An 18,041-nucleotide genomic window follows, 5' to 3' on the forward strand; every position below is an offset into this window, starting at 1 on the left:
TGCGGTCGGTCGCGGCTGCCGCCGGTGCGGCCCGCGCCTCGCTGTGACCGGGGCCCATGCGGCCCCGGGCGGGGCCCGTACCTCAGGCGGCCTGGACGGACTCCGCCGACGGGCGCCGGTGGCGGCCGCGCGGCTGGACGGAGGCGCTCTCCGCCGACGCGCCCCCTCGGTGTTTTCCGGAGCCGCCGGCTCCGGCCCGCGGCGCGTGCGCCTCCGGCGGGCGCGTCCAGGTCGTGTCGGTTCGGGCTTCAGACATGTGGGAAGTCACCCCGTCGCGTTCGCTTACCGGTGTTCAGGTGCCCGTGACCCGCACCGGAACGGTCACCCTGGGCATCCCGTCCGGTACGGCTGCGTAGCCCCGGCCGAGAGTCTGGCCAGGCACGGCCGAGCCGCTGAGCGGCGCCTGCCCCAACGGCACGGGCCTACACATCACGGGCCGGCCGGCCTCCCCGTACGGACCGTCGACGCCGCCCGGTCCGCCGCTCTGTCCGTACGCGGGGCCGCCGCCGTCCCCGTCCCCGTACGGCGGTTCCTCGTCGGGGCCGTCCGCCGGGGCCTCCAGCACCGCGACTCCGCAGGGTGCGTCCGGCCGGGAGTACGGCAGACCGAGCAGTCCGTCGCGGTTCCAGAAACCGGAACCCGCGAGCCAGCCCTCGGGTGCGGCGACATGGTGGACGCGCCGCCCCGCCGGGCGCCACACCCCCACCCAGCTTCCGGCCGCGCCGTCGAGGCGCAGCGCCACCGCGCAGCTCTCCGGCATCAGCATCTGCCCCGGCTGCACCGCGAACGGGGTCACCCGGACGTCCGCCGGACACAGGCACTCCGGGAAGCGGACCGGCAGCGAACTGCCGAGCACCCCCCAGCCCAGCCGGTCGTGACCGGGCGCGTCGGACCGCAGGAGGAACAGGCCGCTGTCCGCGTCCGCGATCAGCAGGCGGTCGTCGCTGCCCGGCGCGATCTGCAGCAGCGGGCTCAGCTCGCCGCCGCGGCCGAGGTCCAGCGCCACCGTCTTGACCGCGCCGCCGTCCGGGAACTGCCGGTCGAGCGCCAGCATCCGGCCCGCGTCGTCCAGCCAGACACCGCCGGAACACCGTCCCGGCACGTCCACGAGGTGCTCGGGGCCGAAGGCGCCGCCGGCCACGAGCCAGAGGCCGGTGGAACGCTCCCCCGGAGCCAGGGCGTAGACGCGCGTCCCGCCCGGCGCGGCCGGCAGCAGCGTCATGCCGGGGCACTCGACCGCGCCGAGCGGGAGTTCGCCGGTGCCGGGACCGGTCGGGTAGAGCAGGGAGAAAGTCTGGAGGCCGGCCGCCGCGCGCCGGATCAGGACCCGCCCGTCCGCGAGCGGCACCACCTGGGCGTCCGGCTCCTCGGGCTGGTCCAGGGGGAGCGGCACGGCGTAGGGCTCCGGGCCGTCGAGCGTCCAGCGCTCCGGGTACCAGTCCTGCCCGTGCGGGTCCGTACCGCGCAGGGTCAGCCGGGCCGCGTAGGCACCGTCCGCCGACACGGCGAAGGGGGCGGCGGGGGAGTGGGAGGACGAGGGGGCGCCGGGACCCGTTGTGGCCGGGGCTGTGGTCTGGGCTGTGGTCCGGCCCGGGGCCTGAACCCGGGCCGGGGTCTGTCGCGGGGCCGGTTCCGGCGTCGGGGGCGTTCCGACGACCGCGCTGCGGCCCTGGGACATGCGTGCCGCGGCCGACTCCCGGGCCGCGCCGGAGGCCCTGGCGGCCTGGGCGCGCCGGGCCGGGCCCGGGAGATAGACGGCGCCCGCCGCCCCCGGTCCGAAGACCGCGCCCGGTACCTGGGCCGCTCCCGGCCCGTACGTACCGCCCGGACCACCCGGCCCGTGCGCCCCGCCCGTCACGCCGACCACGCCGATCGCGGCCACCAGGGAGAGCGCGTCGGCCGCGCCGTGCTCGTGCGGATCGGGGCCGCGCGTCGGGGGACCACCGTGCGCGCCGGGGGCGTCCGTGCGGGAGCCGCCGGTAGCGGAGCCCACCGTACGAGGGCCGTCCGTACGGGGGCCGGGCGCGCCGGCGTCGTTCGGGGCGGGCCCCGCCGGGCCCGGCTCCGGTGGACCGGTCGTGGTGCTGTGGTGCGTGATGTGGTTCCCGTCCGGTTCCCCGGGTTCCTCGGGCGCGGCAACCGGCTCGGCAGCCGGTGTCGCGGCCGTGTCGGTCGCGCCTGTGGCACAGACAGTCATGGACTCGTCACCTCCGGCAACCGAAGCTAGTTTTCGCACTTCCTGCCGAACAACGCCACACCTACGACTTCACACATAAGGGTGGTGATGCCCCTATTCACGGGTGGCCGCGGTCTTTTTGTGGTGCGGAGGGGTGTCCGGGGTCCCGACCTGCGGTTCCGCCCGTCCGGCGCGTCCGCGCGGCGGGCCGGACCGGCGAGCCGGACATGACCCACGGTGACCGCCCGTCGGTCTCCGTGCGCGCGTCCGGCGGCATGACCGGCGGGGCACCCGGTACAGGTAGCCTTTGCCCCGTGCCCCGTCTGTCTGAAGTCATCACCGCCCTCGACGCCCTCTGGCCCCCGGACCGGGCCGAGGCATGGGACGCGGTCGGCACGGTCTGCGGCGACCCGGGCGCGGAGGTCGACCGCGTCCTGTTCGCCGTCGACCCGGTCCAGGACATCGTCGACGAGGCGGTCCGGCTCGGCGCCCAGCTGATCGTCACCCACCACCCGCTGTATCTGCGGGGCACCACCACGGTCGCCGCCGACACCTTCAAGGGCCGGGTGGTGCACACCCTGATCTCGCGGGGCGTCGCCCTGCATGTCGCGCACACCAACGCCGACACCGCCGACCCGGGTGTCTCCGACGCCCTCGCCGGTGCGCTCGACCTGCGGATCACCGGCCCCCTGGTGCCCGACACCACCGACCCCGCCGGCCGCCGGGGCCTCGGCCGGATCTGCGCGCTCGACCACCCCGAGACCCTTCAGGACTTCGCCGCCCGCGCCGCCGCCCGGCTGCCCGCCACCGCGCAGGGCATCCGGCTCGCCGGCGACCCGGACGCACTCGTGCGTACGGTCGCGGTCAGCGGCGGCTCCGGCGACAGCCTCTTAGACGCCGTGCGCGCCGCGGGCGTCGACGCCTTCCTCACCGCCGACCTCCGCCACCACCCGGCGTCCGAGGCCGTGCAGCACTCGCCGCTCGGCCTCGTCGACGCCGCGCACTGGGCCACCGAGTGGCCCTGGTGCGAGCAGGCGGCGGCCCAGCTCGACGCGATTTCCGACCGCGAGGGATGGGACCTGCGGGTCCACGTCTCGAAGCAGGTCACCGACCCCTGGACCACCCACCATTCTTCTGGAGCCCCCAACTGAACGCCGCGCCCGCCGACCAGATCCGACTCCTCGACGTCCAGGCCCTCGACGTACGCCTCTCGCAGCTCGCCCACAAGCGCGCCTCGCTGCCCGAGCACGCCGAGATCGAGTCCCTCAACAGCGACCTCGCCCAGCTCCGCGACCTGCTGGTCGCCTCCCAGACCGAGGAGGGCGACACCACCCGCGAGCAGACCAAGGCCGAGCAGGACGTCGACCAGGTGCGCCAGCGCGCCGTCCGCGACCAGCAGCGCCTCGACTCCGGAGCGGTGTCCTCGCCCAAGGACCTGGAGAACCTCCAGCGCGAGATCACCTCGCTCGCCAAGCGTCAGGGAGACCTCGAAGACGTCGTCCTGGAGATCATGGAGCGCCGCGAGGCCGCCCAGGAGCGCGTGGGCGAGCTGACCGAGCGGGTCGCCGCCGTGCAGGCCAAGGTCGACGACGCCACCGCCCGCCGCGACGCCGCGCTGACGGAGATCGACGCCGAGGTGGAGACGGTCACCAAGGACCGCTCCGTCGTCGCCGAGGTCATCCCCGCCGACCTGCTGAAGCTGTACGACAAGCTCCGCGCCCAGCAGGGCGGGGTCGGCGCCGCCCGCCTCTACCAGCGCCGTTGCGAGGGCTGCCGGCTGGAGCTGAACATCACGGAGGTCAACGACGTGAAGGCCGCGTCGCCCGACACGGTCCTGCGGTGCGAGAACTGCCACCGCATCCTCGTCCGCACCTCGGACTCCGGCATCTGATGTCCTCCGCTCCCCACCGGTTCGTCGTCGAGGCCGACGGGGGCTCCCGGGGCAACCCGGGGCCCGCCGGCTACGGCGCCGTCGTCCTCGACCCGCTCACCGGCACCACCCTGGCCGAGCGCGCCGCGTACCTGGGCGTCGCCACGAACAACGTCGCCGAGTACAAGGGACTCGTCGCCGGCCTCCGGGCCGTCCGGGACCTGCTGCCCGAGGACGTGGACGACGCGTCCGTCGAGGTGCGCGTACGGATGGACTCCAAACTGGTGGTGGAGCAGATGTCGGGGCGCTGGAAGATCAAGCACCCCGACATGAAGCCGCTCGCGGCGGAGGCGGCCCGGATCTTCCCGGCCTCGTCCGTCAGCTACGAGTGGATCCCGCGCGAGAAGAACAAGCATGCCGACCGGCTCGCCAACGAGGCGATGGACGCGGGCAAGCGCGGCCGGCCCTGGGAGCCGTCGTCCTCGACCGCGGATCTCGACACCCTCCGCCCGGACTCCGGCGGGGCCGCCGGTCCCGCGACCGCGGGCACGCCCGACCCGGACCGCCTGACGGGCGAGGTCTACGACGCGCCCACCGGCCCGCCCGGCGACGCGGCGGCCGGCGCGGCGAAGGTCCGCGCGGCACTCGCGGCCGCCCGCACCCCGGGCGCCGACGCCGCCGAGCCGGCGACCGCCGACACGGAGGCCGGGACCGCCCCCGCCGTGACCGTGGCCCCGCGGGTGGGGGCCGTCAACCCGCAGGCAGGTACCGTCACCCCGCAGGTGGGCTGGGGTGCCGCGCCCGACATGGGCGAGCCGGCCGTCTTCCATCTGCTGCGGCACGGCGAGACCGTGCTGACGCCGGAGAAGCGGTTCTCCGGCAGCGGCGGCACCGACCCCGAACTCTCCCCGGCCGGACGCGAGCAGGCCGCCCGTGCCGCCGACCACTTCGGCGCCGACCGCACCGTCGACGTCATCGTCAGCTCGCCGCTGCGCCGCTGCCGCGAGACCGCCGCGGCGGTTTCGGCCCGCCTCGGACTGGACGTCGAGATCGACGAGGGCCTGCGCGAGACGGACTTCGGCGCGTGGGAAGGGCTGACCTTCGGCGAGGTGCGCGAGCGGTACGCCTCCGATCTGACGACCTGGCTGTCCGACCCGGAGGCCGCGCCCACCGGCGGCGGCGAGAGCTTCGTGGAGGTCGCCCTGCGGGTCGCCGAGGCGCGCGACCGGCTGGCCGCCCGGCACGCCGGTCGCACGGTCCTCGTCGTCACCCACGTCACCCCGATCAAGACCCTGGTCCGGCTGGCGCTGGGCGCCCCGGCCGACTCGATGTTCCGGATGGAGCTGTCGGCGGCCTCGCTGTCCACGGTGGCGTACTACGCGGACGGCAACGCCTCCGTCCGCCTCCTCAACGGCACCTCGCACCTGCGGGGTTGATCCGGGCGCGCGGCCGACCGGAGGGCAACTCCGCCCGGACGGGCAACTCCGGTCCGCGTGAGTCCTTTCGGGTCCGCGGCCGTACTCCGGCCTGCGCCGCCCACTCTGCCCATGCCGGCATCCCTGGTGCGCGCGGCCGGCTCCGGTCCGCGCGCCCACTCCTGCCCGTGCGGGGAGCGGGCAATCGCCGAACGGCGCCCCTCCGACCGGGTGTTCGCGGACTCCGGGCCCGGGGCGGTCAGCCGCGCAGCGCGGCCGCTCCGGCCGCGAGCTGCTCCACGCGCGCCCAGTCCTTGGCCGCGACGGCGTCCGCCGGGACCATCCAACTGCCGCCCACGCAGCCGACGTTCGGAAGGGCCAGGTAGGACGGGGCGGAGGCCAGGGAGATGCCGCCGGTGGGACAGAAGCGAGCCTGCGGCAGCGGGGAGGCGAGCGCCTTCAGATAGGCGGTGCCCCCGGCCGCCTCGGCCGGGAAGAACTTCATCTCGTTGACCCCGCGCTCCAGCAGGGCCACCACCTCGGAGGTGGAGGAGACGCCCGGCAGGAACGGCAGGCCGGACGCCTTCATCGCGTCCAGCAGGGTGTCGGTCCAGCCGGGGCTGACCAGGAACCGCGCCCCCGCCTCGACGGTCTCCGCCACGTTGCGGGTGGAGATCACGGTGCCGGCGCCGACCACGGCCTCCGGCACGTTGCCCGCGATCGCCCTGATGGCGTCCAGCGCGGCGCCGGTCCGCAGAGTCACCTCGATCGCCGGGAGCCCGCCCGCCACCAGGGCGCGGGCGAGCGGTACCGCGTCGGCCGCGTCCTCCAGGACGACGACGGGCACGACCGGGGCGAGATCCAGGACGGAGACGTGGGAGGCGGCGAGGGGCGCGGAGGAGGTCATGCGCCCATCCTGCCGGGGCGCCGCCGTCCTGTGCAACGCGCGTTGCGCAGGGTGCAACGCGCCGCTTCTCTGCGGCCTCTGCTCGGCCCTCTCGATCTCCGCCGAACCCCCGGCGCGGGCGCTCGGGCCGTTCAGTGGATCTCCGTCACCACCACGTCGAGCGCCCACGGCCGCCCCGCCCGTGCCGGCTGCCGCGCTTCGACCGTGTAGCCGAGGTCCCGCAGCACCTCCACCAGCTCCGCCGGCCCCTTCGGCCGGGCGCCCGCCACCAGCAGGTCCCGGACCATCCGGCCCTTGGTCGCCTTGTTGAAGTGGGAGACCACCGAGCGCTTCTCCACCCCGTCCACGGTCTGCGCGTGCAGCACCCGCACGCTCGCCGTCCGCCCCGCCACCTCGCCCGTGGGCTTCCAAGCCGCCGCGTAGGCCGAGGAACGCAGGTCCAGCACCAGGCCGTCGCCGGCCGCCTCCGGCAGCACCGACTCCATCGGCGTACGCCAGTACGCGCCGAGCGCACCCGGCCCCGGCAGCTTCACGCCCATCGAGCACCGGTACGACGGAATCCGGTCACTCACCCCCACCGCACCCCAGAGACCGGAGAAGATCAGCAGCGACTTCGCCGCCCGCCTCTTCGCCGCCGCGTCGAGCGTCGCCAGGTCCAGCGCGTCGTAGAGCACGCCGGTGTAGATCTCACCGGCCGGCCGGGTCGGCGCGGTCCTCAGCTCGGCGTTCTTGGCGACCTCGCCCCGCAGGCCCTCGCTGAGCCCCAGCACCTCACGCGCCTTCCCCGCGTCCCCGAGGCAGAGCTCCACCAATGCGTCCAGTACCGTCGCCCGCGCCTCCGCGAGACCCGGCAGCGACAGGGACTCCAGCTTGAGCGGCGTCCCGCGCCCCGGGGCGGCCTTGCCTTCGGAGGGCGGCAACAGCACGAGCACAGCGGTTCTCCTTCGTACAGCGGGAAACACCAAGGTTACGGGCCCGGCAGGCACCGCCCCGCGCCCCGCGTCCCCGGCCGCCACGCCCGCCCGTAGCGGGCCGGAATTCCCCCGGGCGGAGCCGCCCACCGCCGCGCACGACCCGACGGCGGCTGTGGCGGCCACCGCCGGACCGGCCCCGGGCTCAGTCCGTTGCCGGCCTCGTGGTGCCGCTCCCGCCGTCCGCGTTCTCCCGGCTGCTCGCCCACAGCCGTACGAGCGTCTCCTCGTCGAGCCCCGGAGCGTCGCCCCCGGTACGCTCCCACCCGGTACCGCGCACCGTGGTGTGCAGCTCCTCCATCCGCCGGTCGAGCTGCTCCGCGAGGTGCGCGGCCTCGGTCAGGCTGGCGACGAGGTCGTCGGGCACACGGCCCTCGTACTTGTAATAGATCTTGTGCTCCAGGCTGGCCCAGAAGTCCATGGCGATGGTCCTGACCTGCACTTCGACCTGTACCGGAACCGGTCCCGTGCTGAGGAACACCGGAATCTCGATCAACGCGTGCAGGCTCTTGTAGCCATTGGGTTTCGGGTGGGCGATGTAGTCCTTGAGCCGGAGCACCTTGACGTCGGTCTGCGCGGTGAGCGCATCGAGGACCCGGTACGTGTCGGCGATGAAGCTGCACGTGATGCGGACGCCGGCGATGTCGTGGATGTGGGCCCGGACCGCCTCCGGGGTGGGGTCGATGCCGAGGCGTACGACCTTCTGCAGGGTGCTCTCGGGGGACTTGAGCCGGGAGCCGACGTGCTCGATCGGGTTGTAGCGGTGCAGGTGCAGGAACTCCTTGCGCAGGATCGACACCTTGGTGAGGACCTCGTCGATGGCGAACTCGTGCTCCATCTGGATGCGCTGGAAGTCCTTGCGGATACGGCGCGCGAACGCCACGTCCGCCGGTCCGGGCGGCTCCGCCGCGGCGGATGCGGGCTGCTGCGTCGGGTCACCCATGAGGGCTGCTCCTCTCCGCGGTTGCGCCGGAGCACATAGCCGGAGCACATAGCCGGAGCACATACCTGACGATTCATGGTCGCACCGGGGGCGTATCCCCGGCGACCGGCCACCCGGTCCGGGCGTCCGGTCGATGCTGCTCGGGGCGTGATCACCGCGTTGCGCCCGCCTCCGCCCGGTGCCGCGTGCGGCCCGGAGCGTGAAGGTGGCGAGGTCGGCGCGGCTGATGCGGGCAGCGCCCTCCTCCGCCGTCGGTCCACGCAGCCGGCGGGCGGCCCCCGCAGTGTCCGGCGCCGACGCTTCGGTGCCGCTGCGCGGCAAGGCCAAGGCCGTGCCGCGACGGCGTACGCGCTGGTGGACGACGGGGGCGGGCGGGGTACGCGGGCGACGGAGGCCGACGGGGGCGCGGCAACGGACGGGTCCCCGGCGCCGGGTACGATGGCTGCACGGCAGACGAGCCGGGCGGACGGCCGCGTGGGGATCTCCGGATCTCCCCGAGGAACGTCCGGGCTCCACAGGGCAGGGTGGTGGCTAACGGCCACCCGAGGTGACTCGCGGGACAGTGCCACAGAAAACAGACCGCCCGGGACCCAGGTCCCGGGTAAGGGTGAAACGGTGGTGTAAGAGACCACCAGCGCCTGAGGTGACTCAGGCGGCTAGGTAAACCCCACCCGGAGCAAGGTCAAGAGGGGCCGTCGCGAGACGGCCCTGCGCGAACGTTCGAGGGCGGCCCGCCCGAGTTCGCGGGTAGACCGCAGGAGGCCGGCAGCAATGCCGGTCCTAGATGGATGGCCGTCTCCCCGGCCGCCGCGAGGCGACCGGGCGACAGAACCCGGCGTACAGCCTGGACTCGTCTGTCGTACCCCTCTCTTGAGAGGGCTGTACCCCCTCTGACCTGCATGTTTGTGGGTCAGAGGGGTGCCTTCCCTCTGAGGAGACCCCCGGCGTTCTCGAAGGCCGCGATCATCACGCTGCTGGAGAAAACCGCGTGGAGCTGATCTCCAGCGACGAGCGCAACCAGCTCTTTGAGAGCTTTGCGCACGACGCCTTCCACTCGGAGCTGAGGGACGACTACTCAGTCCCGAACGAGGACGGGCCCTACAGGGCTGTTCGAGGAGGTGCGGGGCCGCCCACTCGAAGAGGCGCTGCGGGAGCCGAAGGACCTCGGTGAGGCGGTCGTGGTCGCCCACGGTGTGCACCACCGGGACCAGGGGCACGAGGTGCTGGTCGCCATCGACGGCCAGGGCGGTCAGGCCATGGCGGCCGGGCACGATCTGAGGGTCATCACCGTGGAGGACGTGATGGAACTCGCCGTCGGCTTCGGCACGTTCGGTACCGAGGGGGAACTCAAGTCCGCCTATGGGAAGTTGCGCCGCTTCGGAGACGGACTGATGCCCTACGGGGCCACCACGTCGCCGATGGCTTTCAAGGGGTGGCGGGCGCGCGAGGAGTAGCCGCGAGGAGAGGCGACGGGAGGGGCGGCAGTCGCGGCAGTCGCGGTCCCGGCAGCGCGGCGAGGTACGCGTGGACCCGGGTGACGTACGGACGCGGAACCGGGACCGGAACGAACCGGGTGTGCTCCGGCTGCGACTCCCGGCCCTCCTGGCCCTCTTCGTGCGTGGGTTGCCGGCGTGTCGTCCCTGTTCGTCCCCGCGACTGCTCCGTAGCCGGGCGCCCGCTGGGAGTCGGCATGTCTCGGCCCTCTTCGGCCGGCAACGTCCCACCGCCGAGCCACAACAGTCTGAACTTTTCGGGAACGGAACGAACCATTCCGGGTTTTCTGTGGTCAGTACATGTGGCGACTGGTGTTCCGGTTGCCTGTGAGGCCATGTTCATCGAGGGGGGATCTTGAGACTGAAACGAGCACGCGGGACGGCTGTGGCCGCCGCGCTCGGAGTTCTGGCGGTGCTGGGACTGCAGAGTGCCGCAGGAGGCGCCGCTGCCGCCGAGCCGCGCAGCGCGGGGGCGACCGCCGACGGGACGGGGACGTACGCCGCCCGGGGCGAGGCGGACGGGCCGGTCAGGAGCGAGGTGCACAAGCTCGCGCTCACGGCCGAAGGACACGGGGAAGCCGTGCTCTCGCGTCGTGCGACCGAGCCCTTCGACATGCTCGGCGTGTCCTGGCCCGACGCGGACGCCGAGATCAAGGGCACCATCGAGGCCCGTACCCGCAGCGCGGAGACGGGCGCCTGGTCCGACTGGGTCACCCTGGAGCCGTACGTGCCGGGGCTCGACGGGGACCGCCCGGCGGAGCGCGGCTCCACCGAGCCGGTCTGGGTGGGCCGTTCGAACGGTGCCGAGGTGCGGGTGAGCGACGGCGCCGCCTCCGGCGTGCTGCCGGCGGGACTCCGGCTCGACATGGTCGACCCGGACGCCGACGGCGGGAAGAGCACCGCGGCCACGGCCGGGGACGTCCGGACCGCCGCCTTCTCCACCACCGCGTCCGGAGCGGCGACGACGAGCACGGCGACCGACGCCGCCGTGGACCCGGGCCCGCCGTCGACCGTGCCGCAGCCGCCGGTCGTCAGCCGCGCCGAATGGGGCGCCGACGAGTCGTTGAACGACGAGGGCCCGATCTACCTGGAGAAGGGCGTCATCAAGGCGGTCTTCGTCCACCACACCACCAACGCCGCCTACGACTGCGCCGACTCGGCCGCGGTCGTCCGGGCGTTGCACGTCTACCACGTGAAGACCAACGGCTGGCGCGACCTGGGGTACAACTTCCTGGTCGACAAGTGCGGGAAGATCTTCGAGGGCCGCCAGGGCGGCATCGACCAGCCCGTCATGGGCGCGCACACCTACGGCTTCAACAGCGAGTCGACCAGCGTCGCGATCATCGGCGACTACACCAGCACCGCGGCGTCGAGTGCCGCGCTGGAGTCGACCGCGCGGATGGCCGCGTACAAGCTCGGGCAGTACGGCGGCAATCCGGCCGGCACCACCACGCTGGTCGCGGGCGCGACCCAGAAGAACTACGCCGGCAAGGAGTTCGTCGCCGGCCAGTCGTACACCTTCAACCAGATCTCCGGCCACCGGGACGGCTTCAACACCGAGTGCCCGGGCACCAAGCTCTACCCCCAGCTCCCGGCCATCCGGACGCTGGCGGCGGGGCCGGTGCAGGGCTTCACGGTCTCCTCGGTCGGCGGCGGCGCCTTCGCCGTGGACTCCGGCTACGAGACACCGGGCCCGGTCTCGGTCAAGTGGGCCACCACCACACCCAGTTCGCTCATCAGCAAGTTCGAACTGCTCGCGGACGGACAGGTGGTGACCACCGTGGCGGGCAACGCCCGCACCGCGTCCACCACGCTCTCCGTGCCGGGCGCGCACAAGCTGACCGTGAAGGCGTACCACCAGTCCGGTAAGACGACCACGACGGCGGCGGAGAACGTCAGCGTTCCCGCACCGAAGAAGTTCGTCCCCGTCACCCCGCAGCGGCTGATGGACACCCGCTCGGGCCTCGGAGTGCCGAAGGCCCTGGTCGGTCCGGCGGGCGTGGTGACCCTCCAGGTCACCGGCGCCAACGGGGTTCCCGCCACCGGGGTGGGCGCGGTGGTGCTGAACGTGACCGCCACGCACGTGTCGGCGACCAGTTACGTCTCGGTGTATCCGGACGGGACGACGCGGACCAGTGCGTCGAACCTGAACGTGGTGGAGGGCCAGACGGTTCCGAACCTGGTGGTGGTGCCGGTGGTGAACGGGAAGGTCAGCTTCTACAACAACGCCGGAAGCCTCGATCTGATCGCCGACATCACCGGGTACTTCACCTCGGACGGGCAGGGCTCCTCGCACGTCAACCTCGGTCCGAAGCGTGTGATGGACACGCGCCAAGGGCTGGGTGTGCCGAAGGCGCAGGTCGGTCCGGCGGGCGTGGTGACCCTTCAGGTCGCCGGCGTCAACGACGTCCCCGCCGAAGGTGTCACCGCGGTGGTGCTGAACGTGACCGCCACCCGTGTCTCGGCCACGAGCTACGTGTCGGTGTATCCGGACGGGACGACGCGGACCAGTGCGTCGAACCTGAACGTGGTGGAGGGCCAGACGGTTCCGAACCTGGTGGTGGTACCCGTGGTGAACGGGAAGGTCAGCTTCTACAACAACGCCGGAAGCCTCGACCTGATCGCCGACATCACCGGGTACTTCACCTCCGGCGACGAGGGTGCGTCCCACATCAACCTGGGTCCGAAGCGTGTGATGGACACGCGTGAGGGGCTGGGCGTTCCGGCGGCGCAGGTCGGACCGGCGGGCGTGGTGACCCTTCAGGTCGCCGGCGTCAACGGGGTTCCGGCCAGCGGTGTCACCGCGGTGGTGCTGAACGTGACCGCCACGCACGTGTCGGCCACGAGCTACGTGTCGGTGTATCCGGACGGGACGACGCGGACCAGTGCGTCGAACCTGAACGTGGTGAAGGGGCAGACGGTTCCGAACCTGGTGGTGGTGCCGGTGGTGAACGGGAAGGTCAGCTTCTACAACAACGCCGGAAGCCTCGACCTGATCGCCGACATCACCGGGTACTTCCGCAAGTGACGCGGTCGGTCCGCATGCGGTGACGTAGGCATGGACCGCAGGAAGTGCGGGGCGCCGGGCCGAGCCCGGCGCCCCGCACGCGCGTGGTCGCCCGGACCGGTCGTCAGCGGCGTGATCGGCCGTGCGGCCGGTTGTGCGCCGCCACCTCCCCGGCGGTCGTGGACCGGATGGTGTACCCGTCGCCGACGCGCAGGCCGTCCGGAGTGCTGTGGTCGCCCACCATCCGTACGACGGTGCCGATCACCACGGAGTCCGGCTGCCAGAACGCTTCGGACTACGGGGAGTTGGCCTCGGATTCTTCAGCCTGCCGTGTGCGGCGGAGGGGGCACCGGGACCGTGCCCCGTCTCAGCGGGCCGCCGCGAACGGGCCCCCCGAGCCGAAGGCCAGCGCGGCGAAGTTCTCTCCCATGCGGCGGTGGGCGGCGGCGTCCGGGTGGATGTCGTCCGGCAGCGGCATCTCGGCGTACTCCTCCTCGCCGTACAGGGAGCGGCCGTCGAGGTAGGACAGGTGCGGGTCGTCGGCCGCCCGCAGTCCGACGATCCTGGCGAGTTCCGCGCGGATGACGCCGAGCGTCAGCCGGGTGGGGTCGGAGGCGTCGCCGGCGGCCACGAAGCTGATCTTCCCCTCCCCGAACCGGTCGAGGTCCGGGGCCGACGGGCCGGGGGTCTCCTCGTGGATCGGGCACAGCACGGGCGACACGACCAGCAGCGGTGTGGTCGGGTGCCCCTCGCGGACGGTGTCGAGGAAACCGTGCACCGCCGGGCCGAACGCGCGGAGCCGCATCAGGTCGGTGTTGACCAGATTGATGCCGAGCTTGAGGCTGATCAGATCGGCGGGCGTGTCCCGCAGGGTGCGGGCGGTGAACGGGTCCAGCAGGGCGCTGCCCCCGAAGCCCAGGTTCATCAGCTCCACCCCCGCGAGGGACGCGGCCCGCGCCGGCCACGTGGTCGTGGGGCTCTCGGCGTCGGACCCGTGACTGATCGAACTCCCGTGGTGCGCCCACACCTTGCGGCCGTGGTCGGATGCGGGCTCGACCGGGGCGTCGGTGCGCAGGGCGACCAGTTCGGTGACCTCCTGGTAGGGCAACCAGATCTCGACGTTCTTCAGGCGGTCCGGCAGACCGTCGAACCCCACCGCACCGACCGGTCCGGGACGGGTGACCGTGGACCCCGTCGTCATGTCGACGGCCAGCACCCGGCCGCCGGTCGCCGCGGCCTGCCCGGCGAGACGTCCGTCGACCAGCAGGTCGTACAGGGCGTCCGGGCGCGGCGGAGTCCCCTCGTAGATCACCTTGGTCGGCAGCACGTCCAGCTCGACGGCGGTGGCCCGGGTCCGGAACACCACCCGCACCCCCGACGGCTGGGCCTCCACCATCGCCAACTGCCCGTCCGGGAACTGCCTTCGCGCCCACGCGGGCAACCGGTGCGGCAGCAACCCGTGCTCGGTCTCCTCCAGTTCGACGGCACCACGCACGAACGCAGCGCCGAGCGAGGTGGTGAACCATCCGGTCGAGTCGGGGCGGTCGCCGGCTCCGTCACCAGGACCAGGGATCCCGCCTCTCCCGAGGGTGCGGCCGGGGACGTCGTCGTCGCTCTGCGCGTTCATGCCCCCAGCCTGCCCGGAGCCGGTGGTGGGTGCACGTGACCCGGTGGAGTGCGGGGTGGAGTCCGTGCGGGGAGCGGGCGGGGAGGAGGGTGGCCGCGCGGCCTCGGCCGTGCCTGATGCGAGGCCCGGCCGGCGCGGCCGGGCAGACGTCCCGCCCGGCAGCCCTCGCGCGGGATCAGTCGACCGAGTCGCCCACCACGACGTCCTGGTCCGCCTTGTCGCTCTTCATCCACTCGGCGGTGACCTCGCGGGCGAGCTTCTCGGCGGTCTTGTCGTCGATGCCGTCGCAGGCCTCGGGGAGGCCCTGCTCCTCTTCGCCGGTGGCCTCGGACGTCATGGTCTTGTCGAAGGCGGCGGCCATGGCGGTCTTGCAGGCGGCCGGGTCGGCCTTGGTCTCCTTGGCGCCGCCGCCGTCGCTGTCGCCGCCGCAGGCGGTGAGCGTGGTGAACAGGGCGGCCGCCGTGACGAAAGCGGCGGCGGTGGTGCGGATGCGCATGGTCCCCCCAGGGATGGTCGGTGTGGTGATCATCATCCCGTGCCGGACGGGTGCGCGGTGCCGCCGGGAGGATTCCGTGACGCAACCGGGTCCCGGCCGTCGCGGGATCGTTGGGGACGGCGGGGGAACGCCGGAGGGAGCCGAAGAGGCAGGCGCAGGGGACGCCGGAGGGGGCGGCACGGGGGATGCGGTGGCGCCGCGCTGCGTGACGCGTGGGGCGCCGCGTGGGGTACGGGGACCGTGCGGCGGCGGGCCCGGTGCCGCTCGGGCGGGTGACCCGTACGGCACCGGTGCCGGGTCCTGACCCTCCGGCGGCCCGGTCGGTCCCGCCTCAGCCCGCCTTCGGGTGCGGGAGGCCCTCGATCAGGGCCGTCAGCTCGGCCAGTTCCGCCGGGGTCAGGTCCGTCAGCGGCGAACGGACCGGACCGGCGGTGCGGCCGACCGCCGTCATGCCGGCCTTGACGATGCTCACCGCGTAGCCGGCCTGCCGGTTGCGGATGGAGGTGTAGGGCAGCACGAAGTCGTTGAGCAGCTTGACGACGGTGTCGTGCCGGCGCCCGCGCACCGCCCCGTAGAACTCCAGGGCGAACTCGGGCAGGAAGTTGAAGATGGCGGACGAGTAGGTGGTGACGCCGAGTTCGAGGTACGGCAGGGCGAACATCTCGGCCGTGGGCAGCCCGCCGATGTAGGTGAGCCGCTCGCCGAGCCGGGTGTGGATCCGGGTCATGGCGTCGATGTCGCCGACGCCGTCCTTGTACCCGATGAGGTTCGGGCAGTTCTCGGCGATCCGGGCGAGGGTGTCGGCGGTGTACACCGCGTTGGCCCGGCTGTAGACGATGACACCGAGGGAGGTGGCCCGGCAGACCGCCTCGACGTGCTGTGCCAGGCCCTCCTGGCCCGCCTCGGTGAGGTAGGGCGGGAAGAGCAGGATGCCGTGGGCGCCGGCGCGCTCGGCCGCGCGCGCCAGCTCGATCGCGGTACGGGTGCCGTACCCGGCCGGGGCGAGGATCGGTGTGCCCGCGGGGGCGGCCTGCACGGCGGCGGTGACGACCCGCTCCACCTCGTCGGGGGTGAGGGAGAAGAACTCGCCGGTGCCGCCGGCGGCGAAGAGGCCTCCCACGTCGTGACGGGCCAGGTGGTCGATGTGCGCGCGGTAGGCGTCCTCGTCGAAGGCGAGGTCGGCGGTGAAGTGCGTGACGGGGAAGGACAGCAGTCCCGAACCGATGCGGCTGCCGAGTTCTGCCGGGGAGAAGGAGGTCATCTGCGTCATGCTCCTGAGGTGGGCGGGCTGGTGGGATGCGGGGGAGACGGACGCGGGTCCGGGAGCCCCGGCGGATCTCGGTGCCGCGCCGACCGGCGGCGGGCCACTGCTCAGGACCGTACGACCCGTCAGTGATGCCGGTCCAACACTGTTTTCGCATGGACTGATACAAGCTGAGCATGACGCGAGGTCGTCCCGCACGCCCACCCGGCCGCCCCGCCTCCCGCACGTTTCCCGCCGCCCCCCGCCCCCCTCGTCTCCGCGCCGGGTTCGTGCCGCCGCCCCCCTGCCACGGCGGACGAACGGGGGAGCGGCGGTGGCCGCGTGGACGGGCCGCTCCGGGTCAGCGGCGGTGGCCTGCCTCGAAGTCGCCGGCCGTCCATGCGCGGGCCTGGTCGCTGAGGGTGACGCCGAGGCCGGGGCGCGAGGGGACGTGCATGCGGCCGTTCTCGATGTGCGTCCGCTCGTTGAACAGCGGCTCCAGCCAGTCGAAGTGCTCGACCCACGGCTCGATCGGGTACGCCGCGGCCAGGTGCAGGTGGATCTCCATGGCGAAGTGCGGGGCGATCGGGAGGTGATGGTGCTCGGCGAGCGCGGCCAGCTTCAGGAACTGGGTGATGCCGCCGATCCGCGGGGCGTCGGGCTGGATGATGTCGGCCGCGTGGTGGCGGATCAGCTCGTAGTGCTCCGCGACGCTGGCCAGCATCTCGCCGGTGGCGATCGGGGTGTCCAGGGAGGCGGCGAGTGCGGCGTGGCCCTGGGCGTCGTACGCGTCGAGCGGCTCCTCGATCCACGCCAGGCCGAACTCCTCCAGCGCGCGGCCCATGCGCTGAGCGGTGGGCCGGTCCCACTGCTGGTTGGCGTCGACCATCAGCGGCACGTCGTCGCCGATGTGTTCGCGCACGGCGGCCAGCCGGCGCAGGTCCTGCTTGCCGTCGGGGTGGCCGACCTTGATCTTGATGCCGCCCATCCCGCTGGACAGGGAGGCGCTCGCGTTGTCCAGCACCTGGTCGGTGGGGGTGTGCAGGAAGCCGCCGGAGGTGTTGTAGCAGCGCACCGAGTCGCGGTGGGCGCCCAGCAGTTTCGCCAGCGGCAGCCCGGCCCGCTTGGCCTTGAGGTCCCACAGCGCCACGTCGAACGCGGCGATCGCCTGGGTGGCCAGACCGCTCCGCCCGACGGAGGCCCCGGCCCACACCAGCTTCGTCCAGATCCTGCCGATGTCGCTGGGATCCTCGCCGAGCAGGCTGTCGGCGATCTCCTTGGCGTGGGCGAACTGCCCCGGCCCGCCCGCCCGCTTGGAATAGCTGAAACCGACGCCCTCGTGGCCCTGCTCGGTCTCCAGCTCGACGAAGAGGAACGCTACCTCGGTCATCGGCTTCTGGCGGCCCGTGAGGACCTTGGCGTCGCTGACGGGGGTGGCCAGCGGCAGCGCGACCGTGGAGACGCGCAGCCAGGAGATCCTGTCGAGCGTCGCCTCGCCGGCCTGCTGGGCGGGGTGGGTGGTCGTGTACGTCGAGGTGGCCACGTCGTGTCCCTGGGGGTGTGAGGCGGATGCGGTCGAGGGCGCGCCGGGCCGGGCCGGGGCCGCCGGCCGCCCGTGCGGGGCGGTGCCGCGCCCGTCCGCCGCGTGCGGGGTGCTGTCGTTCTGGTCCGGGCGGGGGCGGGGCCTGCGGCCGGAGCGTGTCACGGCGCGGGGCTCGTGTCCGACGGGGCCGGGGCCCCGGATGCGGCCGGTGTTCGCTGGGGCATGGTGCGGCTCCCGGTACGGAGGCGGGCCCCTGCCCCGCTGTCGCATGCGGCGGGGCTCTGTTCCGGTGGGGCTCGCTGGTGGCTGCGACTGACGCTAGGGTCGGCGATTGATCCAAGTCCAACATA

The 18,041-nt window shown here is 73.2% G+C and carries 16 protein-coding genes and 1 other RNA gene; 7 read left to right on the forward strand and 10 right to left on the reverse strand.

Annotated features, from left to right (window positions below):
- Positions 1–292: 292 nt before the first annotated feature.
- On the reverse strand, positions 293–1,678 hold the full coding sequence (locus tag Q0994_RS07590; RefSeq protein WP_299531310.1) for a hypothetical protein: 1,386 nt from the start codon (positions 1,676–1,678) through the stop codon (positions 293–295).
- A gap of 812 nt (positions 1,679–2,490) precedes the next feature.
- On the opposite strand from Q0994_RS07590, the gene Q0994_RS07595 reads away from it, so the two are divergent.
- Genes Q0994_RS07595 through Q0994_RS07605 form a run of 3 tightly spaced genes read left to right on the forward strand, consistent with a single transcriptional unit; the run spans position 2,491 to position 5,482 of the window.
- A complete protein-coding gene (locus tag Q0994_RS07595) occupies positions 2,491–3,327 on the forward strand; it encodes a Nif3-like dinuclear metal center hexameric protein (protein WP_299530654.1) in 837 nt (278 codons plus the stop codon).
- Entirely contained in the window at positions 3,324–4,067 is a 744-nt protein-coding gene (locus Q0994_RS07600; protein WP_299531311.1) for a zinc ribbon domain-containing protein, read from the forward strand. The genes Q0994_RS07595 and Q0994_RS07600 overlap by 4 nt, the downstream gene beginning before the upstream one ends.
- A complete protein-coding gene (locus tag Q0994_RS07605) occupies positions 4,067–5,482 on the forward strand; it encodes a bifunctional RNase H/acid phosphatase (RefSeq protein ID WP_299530656.1) in 1,416 nt (471 codons plus the stop codon). Before Q0994_RS07600 ends, Q0994_RS07605 begins: the two co-directional genes overlap by 1 nt.
- 238 nt (positions 5,483–5,720) lie before the next feature.
- Here Q0994_RS07605 and eda read toward each other — a convergent pair whose 3' ends face one another.
- From eda to Q0994_RS07620, 3 genes are all read right to left on the reverse strand, one after another.
- Complete coding sequence (gene eda / locus Q0994_RS07610) at positions 5,721–6,368, reverse strand: bifunctional 4-hydroxy-2-oxoglutarate aldolase/2-dehydro-3-deoxy-phosphogluconate aldolase (protein ID WP_299530659.1); 648 nt, start codon at positions 6,366–6,368, stop codon at positions 5,721–5,723.
- Between the two features lie 131 nt (positions 6,369–6,499).
- Complete coding sequence (yaaA, locus tag Q0994_RS07615; RefSeq protein ID WP_299530662.1) at positions 6,500–7,300, reverse strand: peroxide stress protein YaaA; 801 nt, start codon at positions 7,298–7,300, stop codon at positions 6,500–6,502.
- Positions 7,301–7,484: 184 nt separating this feature from the next.
- Entirely contained in the window at positions 7,485–8,282 is a 798-nt protein-coding gene (locus Q0994_RS07620) for a GTP pyrophosphokinase family protein (RefSeq protein WP_299530665.1), read from the reverse strand.
- 454 nt (positions 8,283–8,736) lie between these two features.
- Here Q0994_RS07620 and rnpB point away from each other — a divergent pair.
- Positions 8,737–9,139: RNase P RNA component class A (rnpB, locus tag Q0994_RS07625), an RNA gene on the forward strand.
- Positions 9,140–9,192: 53 nt separating this feature from the next.
- On the opposite strand, the gene Q0994_RS07630 is transcribed toward rnpB, so the two are convergent.
- A complete protein-coding gene (locus Q0994_RS07630) occupies positions 9,193–9,324 on the reverse strand; it encodes a hypothetical protein (RefSeq protein ID WP_299530667.1) in 132 nt (43 codons plus the stop codon).
- On the opposite strand from Q0994_RS07630, the gene Q0994_RS34135 reads away from it, so the two are divergent.
- The 3 genes from Q0994_RS34135 (at position 9,271) to Q0994_RS07640 (ending at position 12,803) form a co-directional block, all read left to right on the forward strand.
- On the forward strand, positions 9,271–9,453 hold the full coding sequence (locus Q0994_RS34135; RefSeq protein WP_363325534.1) for a DUF6879 family protein: 183 nt from the start codon (positions 9,271–9,273) through the stop codon (positions 9,451–9,453). The genes Q0994_RS07630 and Q0994_RS34135 overlap by 54 nt on opposite strands.
- On the forward strand, positions 9,401–9,736 hold the full coding sequence (locus tag Q0994_RS07635) for a hypothetical protein (protein ID WP_299530669.1): 336 nt from the start codon (positions 9,401–9,403) through the stop codon (positions 9,734–9,736). The genes Q0994_RS34135 and Q0994_RS07635 overlap by 53 nt, the downstream gene beginning before the upstream one ends.
- A gap of 394 nt (positions 9,737–10,130) precedes the next feature.
- Positions 10,131–12,803, forward strand: a complete 2,673-nt coding sequence (locus Q0994_RS07640; RefSeq protein ID WP_299530671.1) for a peptidoglycan recognition protein — start codon at positions 10,131–10,133, stop codon at positions 12,801–12,803.
- A 103-nt stretch (positions 12,804–12,906) separates the two neighbouring features.
- Here the strand turns inward: Q0994_RS07640 and Q0994_RS07645 are convergent, their stop codons facing one another.
- The 5 genes from Q0994_RS07645 to Q0994_RS07665 all read right to left on the reverse strand — a co-directional run bounded on the left by Q0994_RS07645 (position 12,907) and on the right by Q0994_RS07665 (position 17,691).
- Positions 12,907–13,050 carry a hypothetical protein gene (locus Q0994_RS07645; RefSeq protein ID WP_299530673.1) on the reverse strand — a complete coding sequence of 48 codons (144 nt, stop codon included), beginning with the start codon at positions 13,048–13,050 and terminating at the stop codon, positions 12,907–12,909.
- 99 nt (positions 13,051–13,149) lie between these two features.
- Positions 13,150–14,409, reverse strand: a complete 1,260-nt coding sequence (locus tag Q0994_RS07650) for a GDSL-type esterase/lipase family protein (RefSeq protein WP_299530675.1) — start codon at positions 14,407–14,409, stop codon at positions 13,150–13,152.
- Between the two features lie 175 nt (positions 14,410–14,584).
- On the reverse strand, positions 14,585–14,905 hold the full coding sequence (locus Q0994_RS07655) for a hypothetical protein (RefSeq protein ID WP_299530677.1): 321 nt from the start codon (positions 14,903–14,905) through the stop codon (positions 14,585–14,587).
- A gap of 331 nt (positions 14,906–15,236) precedes the next feature.
- Positions 15,237–16,166 (reverse strand): 5-dehydro-4-deoxyglucarate dehydratase, encoded by a 930-nt coding sequence (kdgD, locus tag Q0994_RS07660; RefSeq protein ID WP_299531314.1) that lies wholly within the window; start codon positions 16,164–16,166, stop codon positions 15,237–15,239.
- A 343-nt stretch (positions 16,167–16,509) separates the two neighbouring features.
- Positions 16,510–17,691, reverse strand: coding sequence for an L-talarate/galactarate dehydratase (locus Q0994_RS07665; RefSeq protein ID WP_299530679.1), 1,182 nt, complete (start codon positions 17,689–17,691; stop codon positions 16,510–16,512).
- Positions 17,692–18,041 lie beyond the last annotated feature (350 nt).

The sequence above is a fragment of the uncultured Streptomyces sp. genome (genome assembly GCF_947488945.1).
In the GTDB taxonomy this organism is placed as follows: Bacteria; Actinomycetota; Actinomycetes; order Streptomycetales; family Streptomycetaceae; genus Streptomyces.

Excerpts from the sequence above, each read along its gene's own strand:
- Q0994_RS07590 (WP_299531310.1), bottom strand. The coding sequence starts at position 1,678 with ATGTCCCAGGGCCGCAGCGCGGTCGTCGGAACGCCCCCGACGCCGGAA.
- Q0994_RS07605 (WP_299530656.1), top strand. The coding sequence starts at position 4,067 with ATGTCCTCCGCTCCCCACCGGTTCGTCGTCGAGGCCGACGGGGGCTCC.
- eda (WP_299530659.1), bottom strand. The coding sequence starts at position 6,368 with ATGACCTCCTCCGCGCCCCTCGCCGCCTCCCACGTCTCCGTCCTGGAT.
- Q0994_RS07620 (WP_299530665.1), bottom strand. The coding sequence starts at position 8,282 with ATGGGTGACCCGACGCAGCAGCCCGCATCCGCCGCGGCGGAGCCGCCC.
- Q0994_RS07650 (WP_299530675.1), bottom strand. The coding sequence starts at position 14,409 with ATGAACGCGCAGAGCGACGACGACGTCCCCGGCCGCACCCTCGGGAGA.
- Q0994_RS07655 (WP_299530677.1), bottom strand. The coding sequence starts at position 14,905 with ATGCGCATCCGCACCACCGCCGCCGCTTTCGTCACGGCGGCCGCCCTG.
- kdgD (WP_299531314.1), bottom strand. The coding sequence starts at position 16,166 with ATGACCTCCTTCTCCCCGGCAGAACTCGGCAGCCGCATCGGTTCGGGA.